The sequence below is a fragment of the Pararhizobium sp. P1_E7 genome, from assembly GCF_056405855.1.
In genome coordinates, this window is sequence record NZ_JBFUBH010000011.1 from 16,017 (window position 1) to 35,318 (window position 19,302).

The window sequence follows — 19,302 nt, forward strand, 5'->3', positions numbered from 1 at the left end:
TCTGACAAGGCGGCACAGACTATGGCGGGGGCCAGGAGCCGCATGCAACCTCTTCAAGGAGGTGCATGCGGTTTTTTATTGGCTTAGAGCATGTGAGGATGAAGCGCTCTAGCCGAACAGCCAGAGGCCGATGAGGCCAGCGGTGCCGACGACGATGCGCCAGATGGCGAACGGCGCAAAGCCACGATTCGAGACGAAGTTCAAAAGCGACCGCACGACCAGCAGCGCGGATACGAAGGCGGCGATGAAGCCGACGGCAATCAGCGAGGCGTCATCGAAATTGAGCGCATCCCGGTTCTTGTAGAGATCCAGCGTGAAGGCACCGAGCATGGTCGGCATCGCCAGGAAGAACGAGAATTCCGCTGCGGAGCGCTTGTCGGTCCCCATCAGCAGCGCACCGGCGATCGTCGCGCCGGAGCGCGATGTGCCCGGGATCATCGCCAGGCACTGGAACAGGCCGATTTTGAAGGCCAGCGAGGGCGGATAATCCATGACATCCCGATAGACCGGTTTCAGAGGCATGCGATCGATCGCATAGAGAATGACGCCGCCGATAATCAACACGATGCAGATCAGCATCGGCGTTTCGAACAAAACGGTCTTGATGAAATCATGCGCGATGGCGCCGATCACAGCCGCCGGCAGGAAGGCGAGAAGGATCGACAGCACGAATTTCCTGGCCTTCGCGCTGGAGGGCAAGGCAAGGGCGATGGACAGAAGGCGCTGGAAATAGACCAGCAGAATGGCAAGGATCGCACCGAGCTGGATGAGCACTGCAAAGGTATTGCCGGGCGATTTGAAGCCGAGAAAATGCCCGGCGAGCAGGACGTGGGCGGTTGACGATACCGGAATGAATTCGGTCAGGCCTTCGATAAGGCCAAGGAAAAGCGCACTGATGATCGATTGATCGGCCATAGAATTAAGCATCCCTGAAGCATTGGAGGTTAGGGTCTGGGACCAACGACGGGCATTGGCTGATTCGCTTGTGTTTGCGCCAGCAAGTTCCTATAGCTTTTTCTAACGCTGCGTGGCCAGACGAAACCGCCGCGACAAAACCATCCCCTCCCAATCGAACTGACGAAACCCGATAGCTTATGCCGACACTTTATCACCACCCGATGTCCACATCCTCCCGGTTCGTCCGCCTGATCCTTTCGGAATACGGCTACCAGACGGAATTGGCGGAGGAGCAGCCCTGGGAGAAGCGGCGGGATTTCCTGACGCTCAATCCGGCCGGCACACTGCCGGTCTATGTCGACGACAGCATGCGCGCGCTCTGTGGGGCGACGGTGATTTCCGAATATCTCGATGAGACCAACGGCGTCCTGAAGCGGGATCGCCGCCTCCTGGCCGAGGACCCCTTCCAGCGCGCAGAGATCCGCAGGCTGGTCGAATGGTTCTTGCAGAAAATGGAAGCCGACGTGACGCGGCCGCTGGTGCGCGAGCGCATCTTCAAGCTGCAGATGACGCCTGATCAGGGCGGCGGCGCGCCGGACTCGAAAATCCTGCGCACATCGCGCTCGAATATCCGCCAGCATCTGAAATATCTGGGATGGCTTGCGGGCTCGCGCACCTACCTGGCCGGCGACCGCTTGTCCTATGCCGATCTGGCCGCCGCCGCTGCCGTCTCGGTGCTGGATTATCTCGGCGAAATCGACTGGTTGGAGGCACCCGCCGTGAAGGACTGGTACCAGCGCCTGAAATCACGGCCGTCCTTCCGTCCGATGCTTGCCGAGCGCGTCCGCGGGGTTACGCCCGTTTCTCACTACGCTGATCTGGACTTTTAAGGAGACGGCTGTGCCCGGCAATGCGCTCCTTGAGGAGAAGCATGACAAGAGGCGCCGGACGCTGACCAGCTTCCTGAAGGACGAGGCCCGCGACAAGGGGTTTGATGTCTGCCGGGTGACGCTTCCCGATTCCATTCCGCAAGCGCCGGAGCGACTCGCCGATTTCCTCGCGGAAGGATATCACGGCACGATGGACTGGATGGCCGAAACCGCCGTCCGCCGGGCCGATCCACGCGTGCTCTGGAGCGATGTGCGCTCTGTTGTGCTGTTCGGCATGAATTATGGGCCGGACGAGGACCCGCGCTCTATTCTCGACAAGCCTGCCCTCGGCGCCATCTCCGTCTATGCCCGCAACCGCGATTATCACGATGTCATCAAGGGCAAGCTGAAAGAGGTCGCGACCCGCTTTGCGGCAAGGGCGGGCGAGGACGTCAAGGTCTTCGTCGATACCGCGCCGGTGATGGAAAAGCCGCTCGCCGAGCAGGCGGGGCTCGGCTGGCAGGGCAAGCACACCAATCTCGTCAGCCGCGAATTCGGGTCCTGGCTTTTTCTCGGCAGCCTGTTCACCACGGCCGACCTTCTGGTCGACGCGCCGGAACAGGATCACTGCGGCTCCTGCCGCGCCTGTCTCGACGCCTGTCCGACCGATGCTTTCCCCGCACCTTACCGGATCGACGCACGCCGCTGCATTTCCTACCTGACGATCGAGCACAAGGGGCCGATCGATCCGTCCATTCGTCCCAAGATCGGCAACCGTATCTATGGCTGCGACGACTGTCTTGCGGCCTGCCCCTGGAACAAGTTTGCAGCCGCCGCCTCCGAGATGAAGCTGAAGGCGCGCGAGGATATGAAAGAGCCGCCGCTGTCGTTTCTGCTGACGCTCGACGATAGCGCGTTCCGCACGTTCTTTTCCGGCTCGCCGGTCAAGCGCATCGGCAGGGACCGGTTCGTGCGCAACTGTCTGATTGCCGCCGGCAATTCCGGTGAGGACGGTCTCGTCGATCTTTGTCTTTCCCTGTCGGCCGATCCCTCGGCGACCGTGCGGGGGATGGCGGTCTGGGCGCTTTCGCGGCTTATGACCGCTGGCGACTTCGCGAAATTTGCGGCAAGACAGGCCGGGGAGACCGATCCCGAGGTTCTCGCCGAATGGAAATTGGCAGGAGTGGTGTGATGCATGTTCTGGTTTTGGGCGCCGGGTTCTCCGGCTCGGCAATCGCCAAGGCTTTTTTACCCCTGGCGGTATCTGTGACGGGAACGACGCGATCGCAAGACAAGCTCGCCGGCCTGCACGCACTGGGCATCGATGCCCTCGTCTATGACGGCACGACGATTTCGCCGGAACTTGCCGCCGTCATGAAACGCGCGACGCATCTGGTCCAGTCGATTGCGCCGGGTCGCGATGGCGATCCCATGATGCGTCCCGGAGCGCCGTCACTGGCCGGGTTGATGCCGAACCTGAAATGGGCGGGCTATCTCTCGACGGTTGGCGTCTATGGCGACCATGGCGGCGCCTGGGTGGCGGAGGACGCGTCTCTGGAGCCGGTCTCCGCCCGTTCCGTCGAGCGCGTCGCCGCTGAACAGGCGTGGCTGGCCTTCGGCCAGGCCAGCAACATTCCCGTCGCGGTGCTGCGTCTCTCCGGCATCTATGGTCCGGGCCGCAATGCATTCTGCAATCTTGCCGCCGGAACCGCGCGCCGACTGATCAAGCCCAATCAGGTGTTCAACCGTATCCGTGTCGAGGATATTGCCGGCGCTACCGTCTTTCTCTCCGGGCGGTCGATTGGCGGCATCTACAATGTCACCGATCATGAACCGGCGCCGCCGCAGGATATCGTGGCAGAAGCTGCACGCCTGATGGGCGTCGACCCGCCTCCCGAAATGCCTTTCGAGACCGCCGAGCTCTCGCCGATGGCCCGCTCCTTTTATGGAGAGAACAAGCGCGTTTCCAATGCACGCCTGCGTGATCTCGGATTTGTCTTCCGCTTCCCCGACTATCGGATTTCGCTAGCGGAATTATGGGATGGCGGCCATTGGCGCGGATAATCTTCCAAGTAACGGATGTTCAGGGTAGTCTATGCTGTGTTTCTTATAGATGTGGTGAATTGTGGCCAAATATCGGCTCGGCAATGGCCATTTGGTCTATAAAAATGGCAAGAATATCTCCGTAGTGCTGCCAAAATCGTACACGCATAGAGGGAGTCTTGGATTCTCTAGCTTCGAAATTGGCTGGAATCGGCCAATTTCAAAAAATTGAATCCTTTTTATCAACCCCATAGATGTTCATGCCGATGTGAGTGGCCTCTGTCAGACTAACGCCTGAATACAAAGCATTTCTGCAGCTATGTGACAGAATTTCAAAATTTCGTAATTTTAATTTTTCGTAGATCGTCAATACTTCCTAATGCAAGGTTAAAGGTTGAAGCACTTTTTCGCCATTTTTCCCCCCGACAACCCAAGCCTTCGTAAGGTTTATCTAAATTTCAAGCGAAGGGGTCATCTTTTTGATCAGGATGAAATTAACATCTGCTGCTTTAGCGGCAGCTTTTGCCTTGGGGGCAACTCTTACATCGATGGCGCCAAGCCAAGCGGCAACAAGCCAGGTCAAAGCAGGCCAGGCCAAGGGCGGCAACTGCGGTGGTGCATCCTGGTACGCGCTTTCGTCGCGCACCGCATCCGGCGAGCGGATGAATGCCAAATATCTCACGGCCGCTCACCGCAATCTCAAGTTCGGCACCAAGGTCGCCGTCACCAACAAGCGCAACGGCAAGACTGTCGTCGTTCGCATCAACGATCGTGGCCCCTTCATTCGCGGCCGCGTGCTCGATCTCTCGAAGGCCGCCGCTTCCCATATCGGCATGATCAGCTCAGGCACTGCCAGCATCTGTTATCGCGTCGTCAGCTGACGAAAACACCCCTGTCCGGGATGTGTTCCGGCCGGGTTTGATTGAGACCACAGCCTCCCATCTGGTCAGCAATCGTCACGCGCAAGCGCCTCCCGGCTTGCTCTTGACGGCCATCACCGCTACCACGGCGGAAAATGGAGTTTGAACGATGCGACTGGGTGGCAGGCTCGCCGGAGCCATAGAGGTTCTTGCCGATATAGAAACGCGCAAGCGTCCCGTAGCCGACGCCCTCAAGGATTGGGGGCTGGCACACCGTTTCGCCGGGTCCGGCGATCGTGCCGCGATCGGCAACATCGTCTATGACGCGCTGCGCATGAAACTCTCGCATGCCTATCTGATGGATAGCGACAGCGCCACGGCGCTCGGGCATGCCGTCATGTTCCGCCAGTGGGGCGTTTCGCCCGATGAGCTGGCCGGCGAACTGGAGGGCGACAAGTTCGCCCCCGAGCCTCTGACGGCCGGGATGGTTGCCGCCTTTGCCAGCCGTAAGCTCGAAGATGCGCCACTCCATGTGCAGGGCGATATCCCGGAATGGGTTCAGCCGTCCTTTGAAGAAAATTTCGATGAAGACTGGCTTGAAGAAGCGCAGGCGCTAGCCGGCCGTCCGGCGCTCGATCTGCGTGTCAACACGTTGAAGGCAACGCGCGACAAGGTGTTGAAGGCACTCGATCGCAGCGGCGTCGAGCCGGCGGCGATTGCCCGGAATGGTATCCGGGTGAAGGCAGGCGAAGGCGCCTCGCGCCTCCCCAATGTTACGGCCGAAATCTCCTTCGAGAAGGGCTGGTTCGAGGTTCAGGACGAAGGCTCGCAGATTGTTGCCGACCTGGTCATGCCGAAGGAAGGCGATCAGATCCTGGACTATTGCGCCGGCGGCGGCGGCAAGACCTTGGCGATGGCGGCGGCCATGAACAACAAGGGCCAAATCCATGCCTACGATACCGACCGCAAGCGCCTCGCGCCGATCATCGAGCGCCTCAAGCGCGCGGGCACCCGCAATGTGCAGGTCCATGACCGGCTGGAAGGTTTGAAGCCGTTTGCCGGCAAGTTCGATCGCGTCCTGGTCGATGCGCCCTGCACCGGCACCGGTACCTGGCGCCGCCGCCCGGATACCAAATGGCGGCTGACGCAGAAGAACCTGGAGGAGCGGCTGGGCCAGCAGCAGGAAGCGCTTGCCGGTGCCTCATCCTTCGTGCGCCCCGGCGGTCACCTGATCTACGTCACCTGTTCGGTTCTGCCGGAGGAAAACGAGGCGCAGGTTTACGCGTTCTGCGAGGACAATCCGGAATTCGAAATCCTGTCCGCCGCTGACGCCTGGGCCGATCTGTTCGGCACCGACAAGAAGCAGCCCTGGTCAGCGGACATGAAGACGGTAACGCTGACGCCGGCCTCCACCGACACCGACGGGTTCTTTTTCTGCCTGATGGGCCGCAAGGGCTGAGTGCAGTGAAGAGGCTTCAGCCGGGTTCGCCGCTGCTCTTGCGGTGGCCTTTCTGTTGCCTCGCACATTGAAGGCATTCTAAACTATACACTTTGACACAAGTTTCGTTTTGGTTCATGAAAACCCGGCTGAACAGCCACGTCCATCCACTGGGCCGCGCGGCTTGCGCGACCGGTGCACCGGGTGAGGGGAACGCCGGATTCATCCGGAAAACTACCAGGAGAGGTCATGACCAAATCATTCCTTCGCAGCGCCGCACTGGCGCTCGCCACCGCAACCTCGGTGTTTGCGCTGCAGCCGGCGCAGGCTGCAACCGATGCCGCTGCCGTCGTCAAACATTATGCCGACGTGGCCCATGCCAAATTTTCGGATGCGCTCTCGACGGCCGAGGCGCTCGACAAGGCCGTTGATGCGCTGATCGCCACGCCGAGCGAAGCGACGCTGAAGGCGGCGCGCGAAGCCTGGCTTGCTGCCCGCAATCCCTACCAGGAAACCGAAGTCTATCGTTTCGGCAATCCGATCGTTGACGAGTGGGAAGGCAAGGTCAACGCCTGGCCGCTGGATGAAGGCCTGATCGACTATGTCGATCCAAGCTACGGTACGGAAAGCGACGAGAATTCGCTGTTCACCGCCAACGTCATCGCCAACAAGACGATCAAGATCGACGGCAAGGACGTGGACGCGACCAGCATCACCCCGGAATTCCTGTCAGGCACGCTGCAGGAAGCAGGCGGCGTCGAGGCGAATGTCGCCACCGGCTATCATGCCATCGAATTCCTGCTCTGGGGCCAGGATCTGAACGGCACCGGCCCGGGCGCCGGCAACCGCCCCTATACGGACTATGACGCCAAGGCCTGCACCAACGGCAATTGCGACCGCCGCGCCGCCTACCTGAAGGCTGCCAGCGACCTGCTCGTGTCCGATCTCAAGGAGATGGCCGCCAACTGGGCGCCGGACGGCGCTGCCACCAAAAATGTCGAAGCCGATGCCAAGGCCGGCATTGGCGCGATCCTGACCGGCATGGGTTCGCTCTCCTACGGCGAACTCGCCGGCGAGCGGATGAAGCTCGGCCTTTTGCTGCATGATCCGGAAGAGGAACACGATTGCTTCTCCGACAACACCTACAACTCGCATCTGCATGATGCGATCGGCATCCAGGCCGCCTATACCGGCGAGTACACCAGGGTCGACGGCACCAAGCTGACCGGTCCGTCGCTGTCCGAACTCGTTGCCGCCAAGGATCCGGCGCTCGACAAGGAAATGAAGGAAAAGCTGGCCACGACCGTCACGGCGATGCAGACTATGRCCAAGCGCGGCGACACGGTGGAAAAATACGACCAGATGATCGGCGAAGGCAACGCCGAGGGCAATGCCGCCGTTCAGGCCGCCATCGATGGCCTGGTTGCGCAGGCAAAGACGGTCGAGCGCGTCATTGCGTCGCTGGATCTCGGCGCAATCGAGCTTGAAGGTTCAGACAGCCTGGATAATCCTAACGCCGTCTTCCAATGAGAAAGCAAAGGCGGGCCGCCGCTTCCGGTGTGCGGCCCGGTTTCTTCTGAATGCGTGCTTGGCTCGTCCGACGCCTGATTTTGCCGTCTGCCGTTCTGTTGTTGACAGCGGCGGGCGGTTTTTCCGTTTTTGGCGGCAGTATCTTAGCCGGGGAGCCGGCATCAAAAACGGAAAGCCTTGCAGGAAAAATCCTGCTCTCCACCATCCGCGATGACCTGACCGACGCTGACCGGACGCGTGTCCAAACGGTCACCCGCCCCGCTACCGATTTTTCCAGGGCCGAAAAGTTCGAAGCCATGTCCGGCGGCGCAGGCACGTCCATCGCGTCCGTCAATCAGGATAGCCTTTCGCAGTTCTCGTCCAATATTACCTTTCAAGAAGAAGGAAGCTTCAAGCTCGGTAATGCGCTGTTTCGCAAACTCTGGGTCTCATCGCCCTCCTCGACGCAGGCATCGGACGGTCTTGGGCCACTCTACAATGCCCGCGCCTGCCAGACCTGCCATCTGAAGGACGGCCGCGGCCATCCACCAGAGGGATCAGCGGACGCGACGTCGATGTTCCTGCGGCTTGCCCGTGCGCCAAAAACCGATGCCGAGCGCGCGGCGATCGCTACGCATGAGGTGCTGAATTTCCCCGATCCCGTCTATGGCCAGCAATTGCAGGATAGCGCGGTGCCGGGCCTTGCCGCCGAAGGCCATATGCGGATCAGCTATACCGAAATCCCGGTGAAGCTTGCCGGCGGAGATATCGTCTCGTTGCGCAAGCCGCACTATTGGGTCGACAAGCCCGGTTATGGCGCGCTCGATCCGGCGACCAGCCTGTCGCCACGGGTGACGCAGGTGATGTCCGGGCTTGGTCTTGTCGAGGCTATCCATCCTGCCGATATCATCGCCAATGCCGATCCGGACGACGGAGATGGCGATGGCATCAGCGGCAAGATGGCCGTGGTTCGCGATCCGCAATCGCGCGATCTGGCGCTCGGCCGTTTCGGCTGGAAGGCGCAGAACGCAACGGTGCGTCAGCAGGCAGCCGATGCCCTGGCTGGCGACATCGGCATCTCGTCGCCTGATGCCCGGCGCAGCCATGGCGATTGCACGCCCGCCCAGACCGCCTGCCTGGCGATGGCAGACGGCGTGCAGGCGCGCCTTGGTGACACGGAAGCGCCGGATCCCGTCCTCGATCTCATCACCTTCTATTCCGAGAACCTGGCCGTGCCGGCGCGGCGCAAGGCGAGCTTTGCCGAAACGCTTGCCGGCAAGAAGGTGTTTTATCAAAGCGGCTGCGTTTCTTGCCATGTGCCGAAATTCGTCACGCGCCGCGATGCCGCCAACAAGGCGCACGCGTTCCAGCTGATCTGGCCCTATTCCGATTTTCTGCTGCATGACATGGGCGAAGGCCTTGCCGATGGTCAGCCGGTGGGCGTGGCGTCGGGCAGCGAATGGCGTACACCGCCGCTCTGGGGCATCGGCCTGACCAAGGTGGTGAGCGGGCACACGTTCTTTCTGCACGATGGCCGCGCCCGCAATCTGACGGAAGCGATCCTCTGGCATGGCGGTGAGGCAACAAAAGCCCGCGACCGGTTTGCCGCGCTGGAAAAAGCCGATAGACAAGCCCTGATTACTTTTCTGGAGTCCCTTTGATGCGTCACCGGCATATCCTGCTTCTCGGTCTTTGCCTTGCCTTCCTTTCGCTGCCGGCCATGGCGGAAGATGAAGAGGCGGCCGCGCCGCGCGCCGGATTGAACCTGGATGCCGTTCCCAGCGTCATGCAGAAGGCTGTCGATGATTTCATCCGTCCCGGCTACCGCGATCTGCTGGAGGGAACGGAAACGCTCGCTGAAGCCGCACACACGCTCTGCGAAAAGCCGTCGGCCGAGACACTGGGCGATGTGCAGATGAGCTTTGACGAGGTCGTCCAGCAATGGTCGGCAATCGAGATCGTTCGGGTGGGGCCGGTCATCGAAGCCAACCGTTTCGAGCGCTTCCTGTTTTTCCCGGATCGCAAGAGCACCGGCCTGAAACAGGTCCAGCGCATACTGGCAACGAATGACGAGACGGCCACCGCGGCGGAAACGCTGAAGGGCAAGAGCGTTGCGGCGCAGGGGCTCGGCGCGCTGGAATATGTGCTTTACGGCACCGGGGCCGACGTCCTGCCGGCGGAAAAGAACGGTTTCCGCTGCCGTTACGGCGCAGCCATCGCCGACAACCTGAAAGCCGTCGCCGGCGACCTTCATGCCGAGTGGGAAAAGCCCGATGGGATCCAGGCCGCCTGGAAAAATCCCGGTCCGGATAATCCTGTTTACCGCGACGGCAAGGAAGCAGCGACCGAACTGCTCGGCGTCCTCGTCCACGGTGTGGAAAGCATCCGGGACCAGCGGCTGCGGCCATTCTATGCGGGCATCATCAAGGGCGAGCCCGACAAGGGGCACCCGAAAATGGCGATCTACTGGCGCTCCGGCAATACGATGCCGGCGCTCTCGGCGAATTTTACCGCTCTGCAGACCCTGTTTGACGCTGCCGATATGCAGGCGCTCTTGCCGGACGGAAACGATGATGTGGTCAGCGCCGTGAACTATCTGCTGCAGGCCATCGTCGATGACCTCGACGAGATCGATTTGCCGATCGACGAGGCGATTGCCGATAGCGAACAGCGCGGCAGGCTGAACCGCATCTTGCAGAACACCAATGATGTCCTGCAGCGGCTCAATCTCGATTTCGGTGCAGCCATCGGACTCGGCGCTGGCTTCTCGTTTGCCGATGGGGATTGAGCCAAACCGACATATTTCCGCTGATAGCAAGCGGTTGACAACAAACGAACATTGGCGCAATGGATCGGCCGTGTTCCGCACGCGAACACGGCCAAACAAGGATCAACGGATCATGAACCCCGACAGTCGAAGTAGCGCTTCGATTCTCCCGATCGTCAGGCCCTGATAGCAAGGGGTTTCCGCTGGCGGTCGAAGACTTGCCAGATTGGAACCCTATATGCTGCGCATCTACACAAGCCAGAACAATCACCTTGCCCTGATCGAAGCCTCAACCGAACTGGGTGAAGCTACTCCGATCGTATGGTTCGATCTGTTCAATCCCGCCCAGGACGAAACCCGCATCGTCGAGCAGCATCTTGGCATCGAAATCCCGACGCGCGACGAAATGCAGGAAATCGAACTGTCCGATCGCCTGTATCAGGAGGACGGCGCCGAGTTCATGACCATGACGGCTGCAACCGAGCTTGACGGCGACAATCCGGTCAAGGTGCCCGTCACCTTCATCCTGAAGGGCAACACGCTGGTAACGGTCCGTCATGCCGACCCGAAGCCGTTTCATCTCTATGCAGCACGTATGCAGCGCCTGAACGGTGTTTCCTGCGAAAGCGGCGAGCTGGTCATGCTCGGGCTTCTGGAAGCGATGATCGACCGCACGGCTGACGCTTTGGAGCGAACCGGCAACGAAATCGACGGCATCTCGCGGGAGGTGTTTCGCAAGACCAATTCCAGCGCCACGAAAAAGACCCGCGACCTGCAGTCGCTGATCGAGCAGATCGGTCAGAAGGGGGATTTTCTCAGCGTCATCCGCGAAAGTCTCGTCAGTGTCGGGCGTCTGGTTGCCTATCATACGGCGCTGGATGGTATCGGCACGCGCAAGGCGATCAAGGAAAGCCGCCAGCGGATCAAGCTGATCCAGCGCGATGCCGCTTCGCTCGGTGACCACGCGCTGTTCCTGTCGAACAAGATCAATTTCCTGCTCGATGCGACGCTGGGGCTGATCAACCTGGAGCAGAACCAGATCATCAAGATTTTTTCGGTGGCCGCCGTCGTCTTCCTGCCGCCGACGCTGGTCGCCTCGATCTATGGCATGAACTTCGATGTCATGCCGGAGCTGAAATTCCAGTTCGGCTATCCGATGGCGCTGTTCATGATGGTGCTGTCGGCCTTCCTGCCGTTCCTCTATTTCAAGCGGCGGGGCTGGCTTTAATCGGGCAATTGCAGAATGTTGAGTTCGGTAAAAACCTCGCTCTCCGTCATGTCAGGCGTTGTGGCGGGATCCAGCACGCTCAGGTCAGTCCGCGAAAGATACTTTCACGCGACGGGCGTCGCATGGCTGGATTCCTGCGACATCCCTCGGGTCAAGCCCGAGGACAGGAATAGCGGAGGATGAGAAGCCAAACCGGTCAACGGCAACTCTATGCTGACGGAAATCTTATGGCGTATCGAAACAGCTCCAGGGAAGCGATCCTCACCGGCCGCCGCACCTTCCTTAAAATGGCCGGTGCTGCATGGGCGGCAACACTGGCGCCGCAAGCCGCCTTCGCCCTGTCGCTTACCGATGCCGTCTACGCCTCCGCCTTCAGGGCGCCCGATGGGTCCTATGGTGTGGCGACACTGACGGAGGAGGGGGCGATCATCGAGCGGGTGCCGCTGCCCGCCCGTGCGCATGGCATGACCTATTCGCCGGTTACCAACCGCGCCGTCGCCTTTGCCCGACGGCCGGGCACCTATGCGATGATTTTCGCACCGGATGGCAACATGGAGCCGGTCGTTATCACCTCCGTCGAAGGCCGGCACTTTTATGGCCACGGTTGCTTTTCAGCGGATGGACGTCTGCTTTATGCCACGGAGAACGATTTTGCAGGCAATCGCGGCATGATTGGCGTTTATGACGGCACCGGCAGCTTTTCCCGCGTCGGCGAGTTTCCCTCCTATGGCATCGGTCCGCACGACATGACCCTGTCGGGTGATGGCCACATGCTCGCCGTGGCCAATGGCGGTATCGAAACCCATCCGGATTTCGGCCGCACCAAGCTCAATCTCGACCATATGGAGCCATCGCTGGCGCTGATCGACACCGCCACCGGTGCGCTGATCGAGCGCCATGCCATGCCTGACAATCTGCGGCAGCTCTCGACCCGCCATGTCGATATCGATGCGGATGGCAAGGTCTGGTTCGCCTGCCAGTACGAGGGCGCCCGCAACGACCTGCCGCCGCTGGCCGGCTCGTTTGCGCGCGGTGAGGACATCCGCTTTCTTGAACTGCCGGAAGACGCGACGCTCGCGCTCGCCAATTATGTCGGCGCCATCGCGGTCAACCGGCGCGATGGGTTGATCGGGCTGGCGTCACCAAAGGGCGGAACGGCGGTCACGGTCGATGCGAAAACGGGAGCGGTGCTCAAGCAGGAGCGCCTTGCCGATGCAGCCGGGATTGCGCCAGCAGCGCACGGTTTCGTCGCATCGTCCTATTCGGGGCAGTTCGGCGGCACGCAGAGCAAAGTCGCCTGGGACCAGCATATCGTCAGGCTTGGAACGCTCTGATATCCGGCTGTCTGCGGCTCACGAGGGGCCGCCGGTGGTTCGGGCCAGCGCGGCGATATCGTCCCAGAGATAGGCGACTTGCTCGTAGCTCTGGTCGCCGAGCCCGATCCTGCCGGTTTCGACCGCCTTTGCGCCCAGCCGCTCGTAGAAGCCTCGATTGGGATTGCCGGCCAGCACCCAGGCGAAGAGCGATGTGGCACCTTGCCCGGCACAATGGACCGCCATCGAACGGACAAGCGCGCTGCCGATGCCCGCGCCCTGATATTCCGCCCGGACATAAAGCGCATAGAGTTCATGGATATGGGCGGGCAGGCGGCCGCGCGCCGGCCCGAAATTGGCAAAGCCGATGACGTCTCCTGCCGATGGCTCGGTGGCGACGAGATAGGAGACGCCCGGCTCGCCCATGCGCCGGGCGTGGCGCACGGCCTGCTCCTCGCGCGACAGCCCGTCGAGAAAGCCGTCCGCCAGCAATCCGCGAAAGGCCGAGCGCCAGGTATCGACCAGCACGCCGGCGATCATGAACAGGTCGTCGCCGGTACCGGGTCTGATTTCGAAGGGCTGATCCATGTGATCGATATGGGCCATGCGACCGATATGGGGATTGCGTGATGCGATTGTAAAGCGGGTTGTGGCTCCGCAGCGCCAATGAGGCTTGCCCTTGTTTTTCCGCCATGCGACTGTCCGTGCAACCGAACACAGACTATGAGAGTACACGGTGGAATTTCGCGAACGTATCCGCAACAGTTTCGGCAGGCAGGCCGCGATGGCGACCATCGGCGCGGAGTTGACGCGGGTGGAGCAGGGTTCGGTGGAGATCGAACTTCCGTTCGATGAGAAGCTGACGCAGCAGCATGGTTTCCTGCATGCGGGCATCATTTCGGCAGCGCTCGATGCGGCGGGCACCTATGCCGCCTATTCGGTGATCGATCCCGACGCCTCCATCCTCACCATCGAATTCAAGGTCAACCTGATGTCGCCGGGCCGCGGCGAACGCTTCCTGTTTCGCGGCGAAGTCACGAAACCCGGCACGACGATCATCGTTTCCGATGGCCGCGGCTACGCGATTTCGCAGGATGGTCCGGCCAAGCTGATCGCCTCGATGACCGGCACGATGATGGTGATCCGCGGACGCGAGGGAATTGAAGGATGAGTTTCGAACTGCAACAGGTGGCGGGCAAGACGCTGCTCTATGTCATGGCCGTCGATGCTGAATACGGCGTGCACCTGCGCGAGCGTATCTCTCCGCTGATGACGGGCGTCGGTCCGGTCGAGGCAGCCGTGACGCTGACACGCACGCTGGCCGAGCTGGCCGGTCGCGACAGCCTGCCCGATCTTGTCGTCTCGCTCGGCTCGGCCGGCTCGGCACGGCTGGAACAGGCCGAAGTTTATCAGGCGACCTCCGTCGCCTATCGTGACATGGATGCCTCGCCGCTCGGCTTTGAAAAGGGCGCGACGCCGTTTCTCGATCTGCCTGTCACCGTCGATCTGCCGTTGCGCATTCCTGGTGTCAAAACGGCAAGTCTCTCGACGGGCGCCAATATCGTCTCCGGCGCGACTTACGAAACCATAGCGGCCGACGTGGTCGAAATGGAAACCTTCGCGGTCCTTCGGGCCTGCCAATCGTTCGGTATTTCCCTGATTGGCCTGCGCGGCATTTCCGACGGCAAGGCTGAACTCAAGCACATTGGCGACTGGACCGAATATCTGCACGTGATCGATGAGAAGCTGGCGGCTGCGGTCGATGCACTGGAAAATGCCGTTAAAACCGGCGAAATCGCCCTCTGAGGCCGCAAAATTGTCCGGGTGCAATGTAATCGTTGCGCTTGGCGCCGCCTTTATTTAAAGGCTCGCCTTATACCAAGGATCGGTGATAGGAACCCATAGGATGGCACATACCGGCCTTTCGGCGAGGCGCGTTGCGAAGAGCGATGCATACGCATCGGTCGAGGGACGCAACGACGCCGAAAGGCCGGTATGTGCCACCTTCGGTCGGCTTCTCTTCGCTTCCGGYGGCGTCGAGGCTCTTGCACGATGCGAAAGCATCGTGCAAGAGCCTCTCCTTGCCCGAAACGAAGATCGAGCCGATCCTATGGGCTCCTATCATCGATCCTTGGTATTAGTTCCCCATTAGATAGTTCCAAGCCAGCGGAAGCGCGTCATGACAGCGACAGTCCATCCCGATACCGTTCTCATTGTCGATTTCGGCAGCCAGGTCACGCAGCTGATCGCTCGGCGCGTCCGCGAGACCGGCGTCTATTGCGAGATCGTGCCCTTCCAGTCGGCCGAGGAAGGCTTCAAACGGCTGAACCCGAAGGCGATCATCCTGTCCGGCAGCCCGGCCTCGACGCTCGACATCGGCTCGCCGCGGGCCCCGCAGATGGTGTTCGACAGCGGCCTGCCGGTTCTCGGCATCTGCTATGGCCAGCAGACCATGTGCGAACAGCTCGGCGGCAAGGTCGAGGCCGGTCATCACCGCGAATTCGGCCGCGCCTTCATCGAGATCGACAAGGAATGCGCGCTTTACGATGGCATCTGGACCGTCGGTTCCCGCCACCAGGTCTGGATGAGCCATGGCGACCGCGTCACCGCGATCCCGGCCGGCTTCGAAGTCGTTGCCACTTCGCCGAATGCGCCGTTTGCCTTCATCGCCAACGAGGCGAAGAAATTCTACGCCGTGCAGTTCCATCCGGAAGTCGTCCACACGCCCGACGGTGCCAAGCTTCTGGCCAATTTCGTCCACAAGATCGCCGGCCTCAAGGGTGACTGGTCGATGGCCGCCTACCGCGAAAAGGCCGTTGCCGAAATCCGCAAGCAGGTCGGCGACAAGCGCGTCATCTGCGGCCTGTCCGGCGGCGTGGACTCCTCCGTTGCGGCCCTGCTCATCCATGAAGCGGTCGGCGACCAGCTGACCTGCATCCTCGTCGACCACGGCCTGATGCGCAAGAACGAGGCGGCCGATGTCGTTGCCATGTTCAAGGAGCACTACAATCTGCATCTGGTGCATGTCGATGCGTCCGATATGTTCATCAATGCGCTGGAAGGCGAAAGCGACCCGGAAACCAAGCGCAAGACTATCGGCCGCCTATTCATCGACGTCTTCGAAGCGGAAGCCAAGAAGCTCGGCGGCGCCGAATTCCTCGCCCAGGGCACGCTCTATCCGGATGTGATCGAAAGCGTCTCGTTCACCGGCGGCCCGTCGGTCACCATCAAGTCGCACCACAATGTCGGCGGCCTGCCGGCCCGGATGAACATGTCCTTGGTCGAGCCGCTGCGCGAACTGTTCAAGGACGAAGTCCGCGTTCTTGGCAAGGAGCTCGGCCTGCCCGATAGCTTCATCGGCCGCCATCCCTTCCCGGGTCCGGGCCTTGCCATCCGCTGCCCGGGCGGCATCACCCGTGAAAAGCTCGAAATCCTGCGCGAGGCAGACGCCGTCTATCTCGACGAAATCCGCAAGGCCGGTCTCTACGACGCCATCTGGCAGGCCTTTGCCGTGCTGCTTCCCGTGCAGACCGTCGGCGTCATGGGCGACGGCCGCACCTACGAATTCGTCTGCGCCCTTCGCGCCGTCACATCCGTCGACGGCATGACCGCGGATTTCTATCACTACGACATGGATTTCCTCGGCCGCGCCGCCACCCGGATCATCAACGAAGTTCGCGGCATCAACCGCGTCGTCTATGATGTGACGAGCAAGCCGCCCGGCACGATCGAGTGGGAATAGCGCCGGACGGGGCAGTGGCGGAGTTCAGCGGCAATGTCCGCCGCCGTTCGACCGTCGTTTCAGTCCGTCTCTCGATTTCTGACGCTCTTCATTTCTGACCGTCAGGTAAGATCTGCGCCGCTTTGCAGAAATGCGGAGTAGTGAAGCGCCGGACCCCGCCCGCGAGAGGTCGACGACGTCATGACCCTCCCATGCTTGCGCACAGGGTGAGAAGAAGCTCGTCCAGCTGCTCAAACTGCTCGGGCATCCCACCTTCCATCCCGATGATGGCCTCGTCGAGCGCTTCCTTCGAGGGATAGAGTTCGTGCAGGACCAGCAGTGTCTTGTCGCCTTTTTCCTCGAAGGTCACCGTGGTCACGGCACCGTCATCGCTTTCCTCATTCGTCCAGACGAGGCGCGCGTTCGGTATCACTTCGATGTACTTGCCCAAAAATGCCATTGGCTCTGAGGGATCGTGGCCAAACTCGACGCGGTAGCTGCCTCCGGTACGAACATCCATCTCGCAGGAAAGCATGGGCACGCCTGTCGACTTCGGAGCCCACCACCGCATGAACAGCTCGGGTTTGGTCCAGGCCTCGAACACGATGCGCACCGGGCCGTCGAAGGTTCGCGTAACGACGAGCTCGCGCTCGGACTTCCGTTCGACCGTCGTGCGGTTATCCACGGGAGTGGATTCACTATCTCTTCGTTGGTCCATCGATTTTCTCCTTCCGTTTCAATTCCTCGACAACCTTGTCCAATTCATCGAAGCGTGCGCCCCAGAGCTGGCGGTAGCTCTCGATCCATGCCGCCTCTTCCTCCAGTCTGCGTCGGCCGAGCTTKCAGGTCCGCACGCGCCCGACCTTCTCCGTCGTGACGAGCCCCGCCTGCTCCAGGACACCGACGTGCTTCTTCATGCCCGTGAGGGTCATGTGGAACTTCTCGGCAAGCTCCGTGATCGAAGCGTCTGATCGTCCGAGCTGCTCCAGAACGCCGCGTCGGGTGGCGTCCGAGAGCGCGGCAAACGATGCGTCGAGACGGGGGCTGAAATACTGAACCATATGGTTCAGTATATAGCGCATGGATTGGCTGCATGCAAGGGGAGGCGCGGTCAGCCAGCCGCAGTCCTTACGGGACGCGTCCTGCGTTGATGAACATGGGGCCTGGCACGCGGCTAAAGAATGATCGCGCGCTGCCGGAACTGGGCTGCCTCAGAATATCTCAAGCTGCATCTGCCGCAGCAAAATGCGCCATCTGGTCGGCATGTGCCTTCACAAAGGACGGGCGGGCCGTTGCGCGGGCGACATAGTCGCGACAAGCGGGATGTGTCGCTAGTCCGTCAAACCGATCGACCAGCCGCAGCACGTCCGCCATCAGGATGTCGGCCACGGAAAAACGTCCGGCCAGCCATTCCCGTTCCGCCAGCACCGGCTCCAGGTGCTTGAGCCGGTGCTGGTGGAGGAAGCCATCAAAGAGCTTCCATACGGGCGTGTCGCCGGTGTTTCCGGAAAAGATGAACAGCGACCATGGCAGGCTGGCTGCCTCGACAGAGTTGAGCGCCGCGAACAGCCATTTCTTAACATCACTGCGACCATGCGGATCGGCAGGCATCAGCGCGTCACTGCGCTCGCCGAGATGAAGCAGGATCGCGCCGCTTTCGAAGATCGAGATGTCTCCATCGGTCAACCACGGCACCTGGCCGAAGGGCTGGTGGGCGAAATGCTCGGCATTCCGGTCGCCAAAGGGTACTCTCTCGACCCGGTAGGGCAGGCTTGCCTCCTCCAGGGCCCAGCGCACTCGGATGTCGCGCACATAGCCGCGCGGCATTTCGGGAACCCAATCGAAGGTCGTGAGAATGAGGTCGGTCATTCAGCAACTCCAAGAAAAACGGGTAGTTTGTCGAGGAGGCCGCTCCAGCCTTCCTCATGACTTTTACGCGCCTCTTCGTCGGGCAGACGTTCGTGGATCAAGGTCAGTTCGGTGCCGCCCTCAAACGGCAGCAACCGAAACGTGACCAGCGATTCCCGTTCCGGCATTCCCGGCCATTCCCAGGTGAAAACCAGCTTCTTCTCAGGAGCGAMTTCCCGATAAACTCCGGTGGGGTTGTGCACCTCGCCATTCAGCAGCTGGAACGCAACGCTGAAGCGGCCTCCGGGCCGGACGTCAGCCTCGGCGCGAAGCGTCGGCCCCGCATCCGGCCCCCACCACTGGATCATGAGTTCGGGCTGTGTGATCGCCGCCCAAACCTTGGCGGGCGATGCCTTTATTCTGCGCATGATGGTCACGCTCGGCAATATATCGGTCATCGCTTGTCATCCTCTTCCACGAGCGCAACAAGGCGATCGAGACTGGCCGTCCAGAGGCGTTCATAGCGTTTGAGCCACTCCATCGCCTCCTGCATCGGCCCGACCGAAAGGTTGACCGACACGGTGCGACCGGATTTTGTCCGCGTGATCAATCCTGCATCGGACAGGACATCCAGATGTTTCATCATTCCAGGAAGCTTCAGCGAAAACGGCCGGGCAAGCTCGCTCACAGAAAGTCCGGGCTCTTCCTTCAACCGCAGCAGAACGTGCCGCCGCGTGGGATCGGCGAGCGCGGCGAATGTGCGGTCCATAGCTGATGCTTGATACTTCACCATGTAGTGAAGTATTGCG

At 61.0% G+C, this 19,302-nt stretch carries 20 protein-coding genes; 13 read left to right on the forward strand and 7 right to left on the reverse strand.

Annotated elements, in window-relative coordinates; all coding sequences use genetic code 11:
* Positions 1-108: 108 nt before the first annotated feature.
* A complete protein-coding gene (locus AC1D17_RS13875) occupies positions 109-915 on the reverse strand; it encodes an undecaprenyl-diphosphate phosphatase (RefSeq protein WP_477565982.1) in 807 nt (268 codons plus the stop codon).
* Positions 916-1,094: 179 nt separating this feature from the next.
* Here AC1D17_RS13875 and AC1D17_RS13880 point away from each other — a divergent pair, with 179 nt between their 5' ends.
* From AC1D17_RS13880 to AC1D17_RS13925, 10 genes are all read left to right on the forward strand, one after another.
* The gene (locus tag AC1D17_RS13880) at positions 1,095-1,787 is read left to right on the forward strand and encodes a glutathione S-transferase family protein (protein ID WP_477565983.1); all 693 of its coding nucleotides are present in this window, start codon (positions 1,095-1,097) and stop codon (positions 1,785-1,787) included.
* 10 nt (positions 1,788-1,797) lie between these two features.
* Positions 1,798-2,958 carry a tRNA epoxyqueuosine(34) reductase QueG gene (gene queG / locus AC1D17_RS13885; RefSeq protein ID WP_477565984.1) on the forward strand — a complete coding sequence of 387 codons (1,161 nt, stop codon included), beginning with the start codon at positions 1,798-1,800 and terminating at the stop codon, positions 2,956-2,958.
* The gene (locus tag AC1D17_RS13890; RefSeq protein ID WP_477565985.1) at positions 2,958-3,830 is read left to right on the forward strand and encodes an SDR family oxidoreductase; all 873 of its coding nucleotides are present in this window, start codon (positions 2,958-2,960) and stop codon (positions 3,828-3,830) included. The genes queG and AC1D17_RS13890 overlap by 1 nt, the downstream gene beginning before the upstream one ends.
* A gap of 527 nt (positions 3,831-4,357) precedes the next feature.
* Positions 4,358-4,690, forward strand: a complete 333-nt coding sequence (locus AC1D17_RS13895) for a septal ring lytic transglycosylase RlpA family protein (RefSeq protein ID WP_477565986.1) — start codon at positions 4,358-4,360, stop codon at positions 4,688-4,690.
* 148 nt (positions 4,691-4,838) lie between these two features.
* Entirely contained in the window at positions 4,839-6,128 is a 1,290-nt protein-coding gene (locus tag AC1D17_RS13900) for an RsmB/NOP family class I SAM-dependent RNA methyltransferase (protein WP_477565987.1), read from the forward strand.
* Positions 6,129-6,356: 228 nt separating this feature from the next.
* Positions 6,357-7,637: an imelysin family protein gene (locus AC1D17_RS13905; protein ID WP_477565988.1), complete on the forward strand. Its 1,281-nt coding sequence runs from the start codon at positions 6,357-6,359 to the stop codon at positions 7,635-7,637.
* A 50-nt stretch (positions 7,638-7,687) separates the two neighbouring features.
* Entirely contained in the window at positions 7,688-9,277 is a 1,590-nt protein-coding gene (locus tag AC1D17_RS13910; RefSeq protein WP_477565989.1) for a di-heme oxidoreductase family protein, read from the forward strand.
* Positions 9,277-10,404, forward strand: a complete 1,128-nt coding sequence (locus tag AC1D17_RS13915; RefSeq protein ID WP_477565990.1) for an imelysin family protein — start codon at positions 9,277-9,279, stop codon at positions 10,402-10,404. Before AC1D17_RS13910 ends, AC1D17_RS13915 begins: the two co-directional genes overlap by 1 nt.
* A 217-nt stretch (positions 10,405-10,621) precedes the next feature.
* A complete protein-coding gene (locus tag AC1D17_RS13920; protein WP_477565991.1) occupies positions 10,622-11,611 on the forward strand; it encodes a magnesium transporter CorA family protein in 990 nt (329 codons plus the stop codon).
* 227 nt (positions 11,612-11,838) lie between these two features.
* Complete coding sequence (locus AC1D17_RS13925) at positions 11,839-12,945, forward strand: DUF1513 domain-containing protein (RefSeq protein WP_477565992.1); 1,107 nt, start codon at positions 11,839-11,841, stop codon at positions 12,943-12,945.
* 18 nt (positions 12,946-12,963) lie between these two features.
* On the opposite strand, the gene AC1D17_RS13930 is transcribed toward AC1D17_RS13925, so the two are convergent.
* Positions 12,964-13,530, reverse strand: a complete 567-nt coding sequence (locus AC1D17_RS13930) for an N-acetyltransferase family protein (protein ID WP_477565993.1) — start codon at positions 13,528-13,530, stop codon at positions 12,964-12,966.
* A 178-nt stretch (positions 13,531-13,708) separates the two neighbouring features.
* On the opposite strand from AC1D17_RS13930, the gene AC1D17_RS13935 reads away from it, so the two are divergent.
* The 3 genes from AC1D17_RS13935 to guaA all read left to right on the forward strand — a co-directional run bounded on the left by AC1D17_RS13935 (position 13,709) and on the right by guaA (position 16,666).
* Positions 13,709-14,095 (forward strand): PaaI family thioesterase, encoded by a 387-nt coding sequence (locus AC1D17_RS13935; protein WP_234937238.1) that lies wholly within the window; start codon positions 13,709-13,711, stop codon positions 14,093-14,095.
* Positions 14,092-14,730: a 5'-methylthioadenosine/S-adenosylhomocysteine nucleosidase gene (locus AC1D17_RS13940; protein ID WP_477565994.1), complete on the forward strand. Its 639-nt coding sequence runs from the start codon at positions 14,092-14,094 to the stop codon at positions 14,728-14,730. Before AC1D17_RS13935 ends, AC1D17_RS13940 begins: the two co-directional genes overlap by 4 nt.
* Positions 14,731-15,103: 373 nt before the next feature.
* Complete coding sequence (gene guaA, locus AC1D17_RS13945; RefSeq protein ID WP_477565995.1) at positions 15,104-16,666, forward strand: glutamine-hydrolyzing GMP synthase; 1,563 nt, start codon at positions 15,104-15,106, stop codon at positions 16,664-16,666.
* A gap of 178 nt (positions 16,667-16,844) precedes the next feature.
* Here guaA and AC1D17_RS13950 read toward each other — a convergent pair whose 3' ends face one another.
* The 5 genes from AC1D17_RS13950 to AC1D17_RS13970 all read right to left on the reverse strand — a co-directional run bounded on the left by AC1D17_RS13950 (position 16,845) and on the right by AC1D17_RS13970 (position 19,262).
* Entirely contained in the window at positions 16,845-17,363 is a 519-nt protein-coding gene (locus AC1D17_RS13950; protein ID WP_477565996.1) for an SRPBCC family protein, read from the reverse strand.
* Positions 17,344-17,706, reverse strand: coding sequence for an ArsR/SmtB family transcription factor (locus AC1D17_RS13955; protein WP_477566080.1), 363 nt, complete (start codon positions 17,704-17,706; stop codon positions 17,344-17,346). The genes AC1D17_RS13950 and AC1D17_RS13955 overlap by 20 nt, the downstream gene beginning before the upstream one ends.
* 160 nt (positions 17,707-17,866) lie before the next feature.
* Complete coding sequence (locus tag AC1D17_RS13960; RefSeq protein ID WP_477565997.1) at positions 17,867-18,514, reverse strand: glutathione S-transferase family protein; 648 nt, start codon at positions 18,512-18,514, stop codon at positions 17,867-17,869.
* Positions 18,511-18,951 (reverse strand): SRPBCC family protein, encoded by a 441-nt coding sequence (locus AC1D17_RS13965; RefSeq protein ID WP_477565998.1) that lies wholly within the window; start codon positions 18,949-18,951, stop codon positions 18,511-18,513. Before AC1D17_RS13965 ends, AC1D17_RS13960 begins: the two co-directional genes overlap by 4 nt.
* On the reverse strand, positions 18,948-19,262 hold the full coding sequence (locus tag AC1D17_RS13970) for a metalloregulator ArsR/SmtB family transcription factor (protein WP_477565999.1): 315 nt from the start codon (positions 19,260-19,262) through the stop codon (positions 18,948-18,950). Before AC1D17_RS13970 ends, AC1D17_RS13965 begins: the two co-directional genes overlap by 4 nt.
* Positions 19,263-19,302: the final 40 nt, after the last annotated feature.

Bases quoted from the DNA above. Each gene is read 5' to 3' on its own strand.
- AC1D17_RS13875 (WP_477565982.1), bottom strand. From the start codon at position 915: ATGGCCGATCAATCGATCATCAGTGCGCTTTTCCTTGGCCTTATCGAA.
- AC1D17_RS13880 (WP_477565983.1), top strand. From the start codon at position 1,095: ATGCCGACACTTTATCACCACCCGATGTCCACATCCTCCCGGTTCGTC.
- AC1D17_RS13890 (WP_477565985.1), top strand. From the start codon at position 2,958: ATGCATGTTCTGGTTTTGGGCGCCGGGTTCTCCGGCTCGGCAATCGCC.
- AC1D17_RS13895 (WP_477565986.1), top strand. From the start codon at position 4,358: ATGGCGCCAAGCCAAGCGGCAACAAGCCAGGTCAAAGCAGGCCAGGCC.
- AC1D17_RS13900 (WP_477565987.1), top strand. From the start codon at position 4,839: ATGCGACTGGGTGGCAGGCTCGCCGGAGCCATAGAGGTTCTTGCCGAT.
- AC1D17_RS13910 (WP_477565989.1), top strand. From the start codon at position 7,688: ATGCGTGCTTGGCTCGTCCGACGCCTGATTTTGCCGTCTGCCGTTCTG.
- AC1D17_RS13915 (WP_477565990.1), top strand. From the start codon at position 9,277: ATGCGTCACCGGCATATCCTGCTTCTCGGTCTTTGCCTTGCCTTCCTT.
- AC1D17_RS13920 (WP_477565991.1), top strand. From the start codon at position 10,622: ATGCTGCGCATCTACACAAGCCAGAACAATCACCTTGCCCTGATCGAA.
- AC1D17_RS13925 (WP_477565992.1), top strand. From the start codon at position 11,839: ATGGCGTATCGAAACAGCTCCAGGGAAGCGATCCTCACCGGCCGCCGC.
- AC1D17_RS13930 (WP_477565993.1), bottom strand. From the start codon at position 13,530: ATGGCCCATATCGATCACATGGATCAGCCCTTCGAAATCAGACCCGGT.
- AC1D17_RS13935 (WP_234937238.1), top strand. From the start codon at position 13,709: ATGGCGACCATCGGCGCGGAGTTGACGCGGGTGGAGCAGGGTTCGGTG.
- AC1D17_RS13940 (WP_477565994.1), top strand. From the start codon at position 14,092: ATGAGTTTCGAACTGCAACAGGTGGCGGGCAAGACGCTGCTCTATGTC.
- guaA (WP_477565995.1), top strand. From the start codon at position 15,104: ATGACAGCGACAGTCCATCCCGATACCGTTCTCATTGTCGATTTCGGC.
- AC1D17_RS13950 (WP_477565996.1), bottom strand. From the start codon at position 17,363: ATGGACCAACGAAGAGATAGTGAATCCACTCCCGTGGATAACCGCACG.
- AC1D17_RS13960 (WP_477565997.1), bottom strand. From the start codon at position 18,514: ATGACCGACCTCATTCTCACGACCTTCGATTGGGTTCCCGAAATGCCG.
- AC1D17_RS13970 (WP_477565999.1), bottom strand. From the start codon at position 19,262: ATGGACCGCACATTCGCCGCGCTCGCCGATCCCACGCGGCGGCACGTT.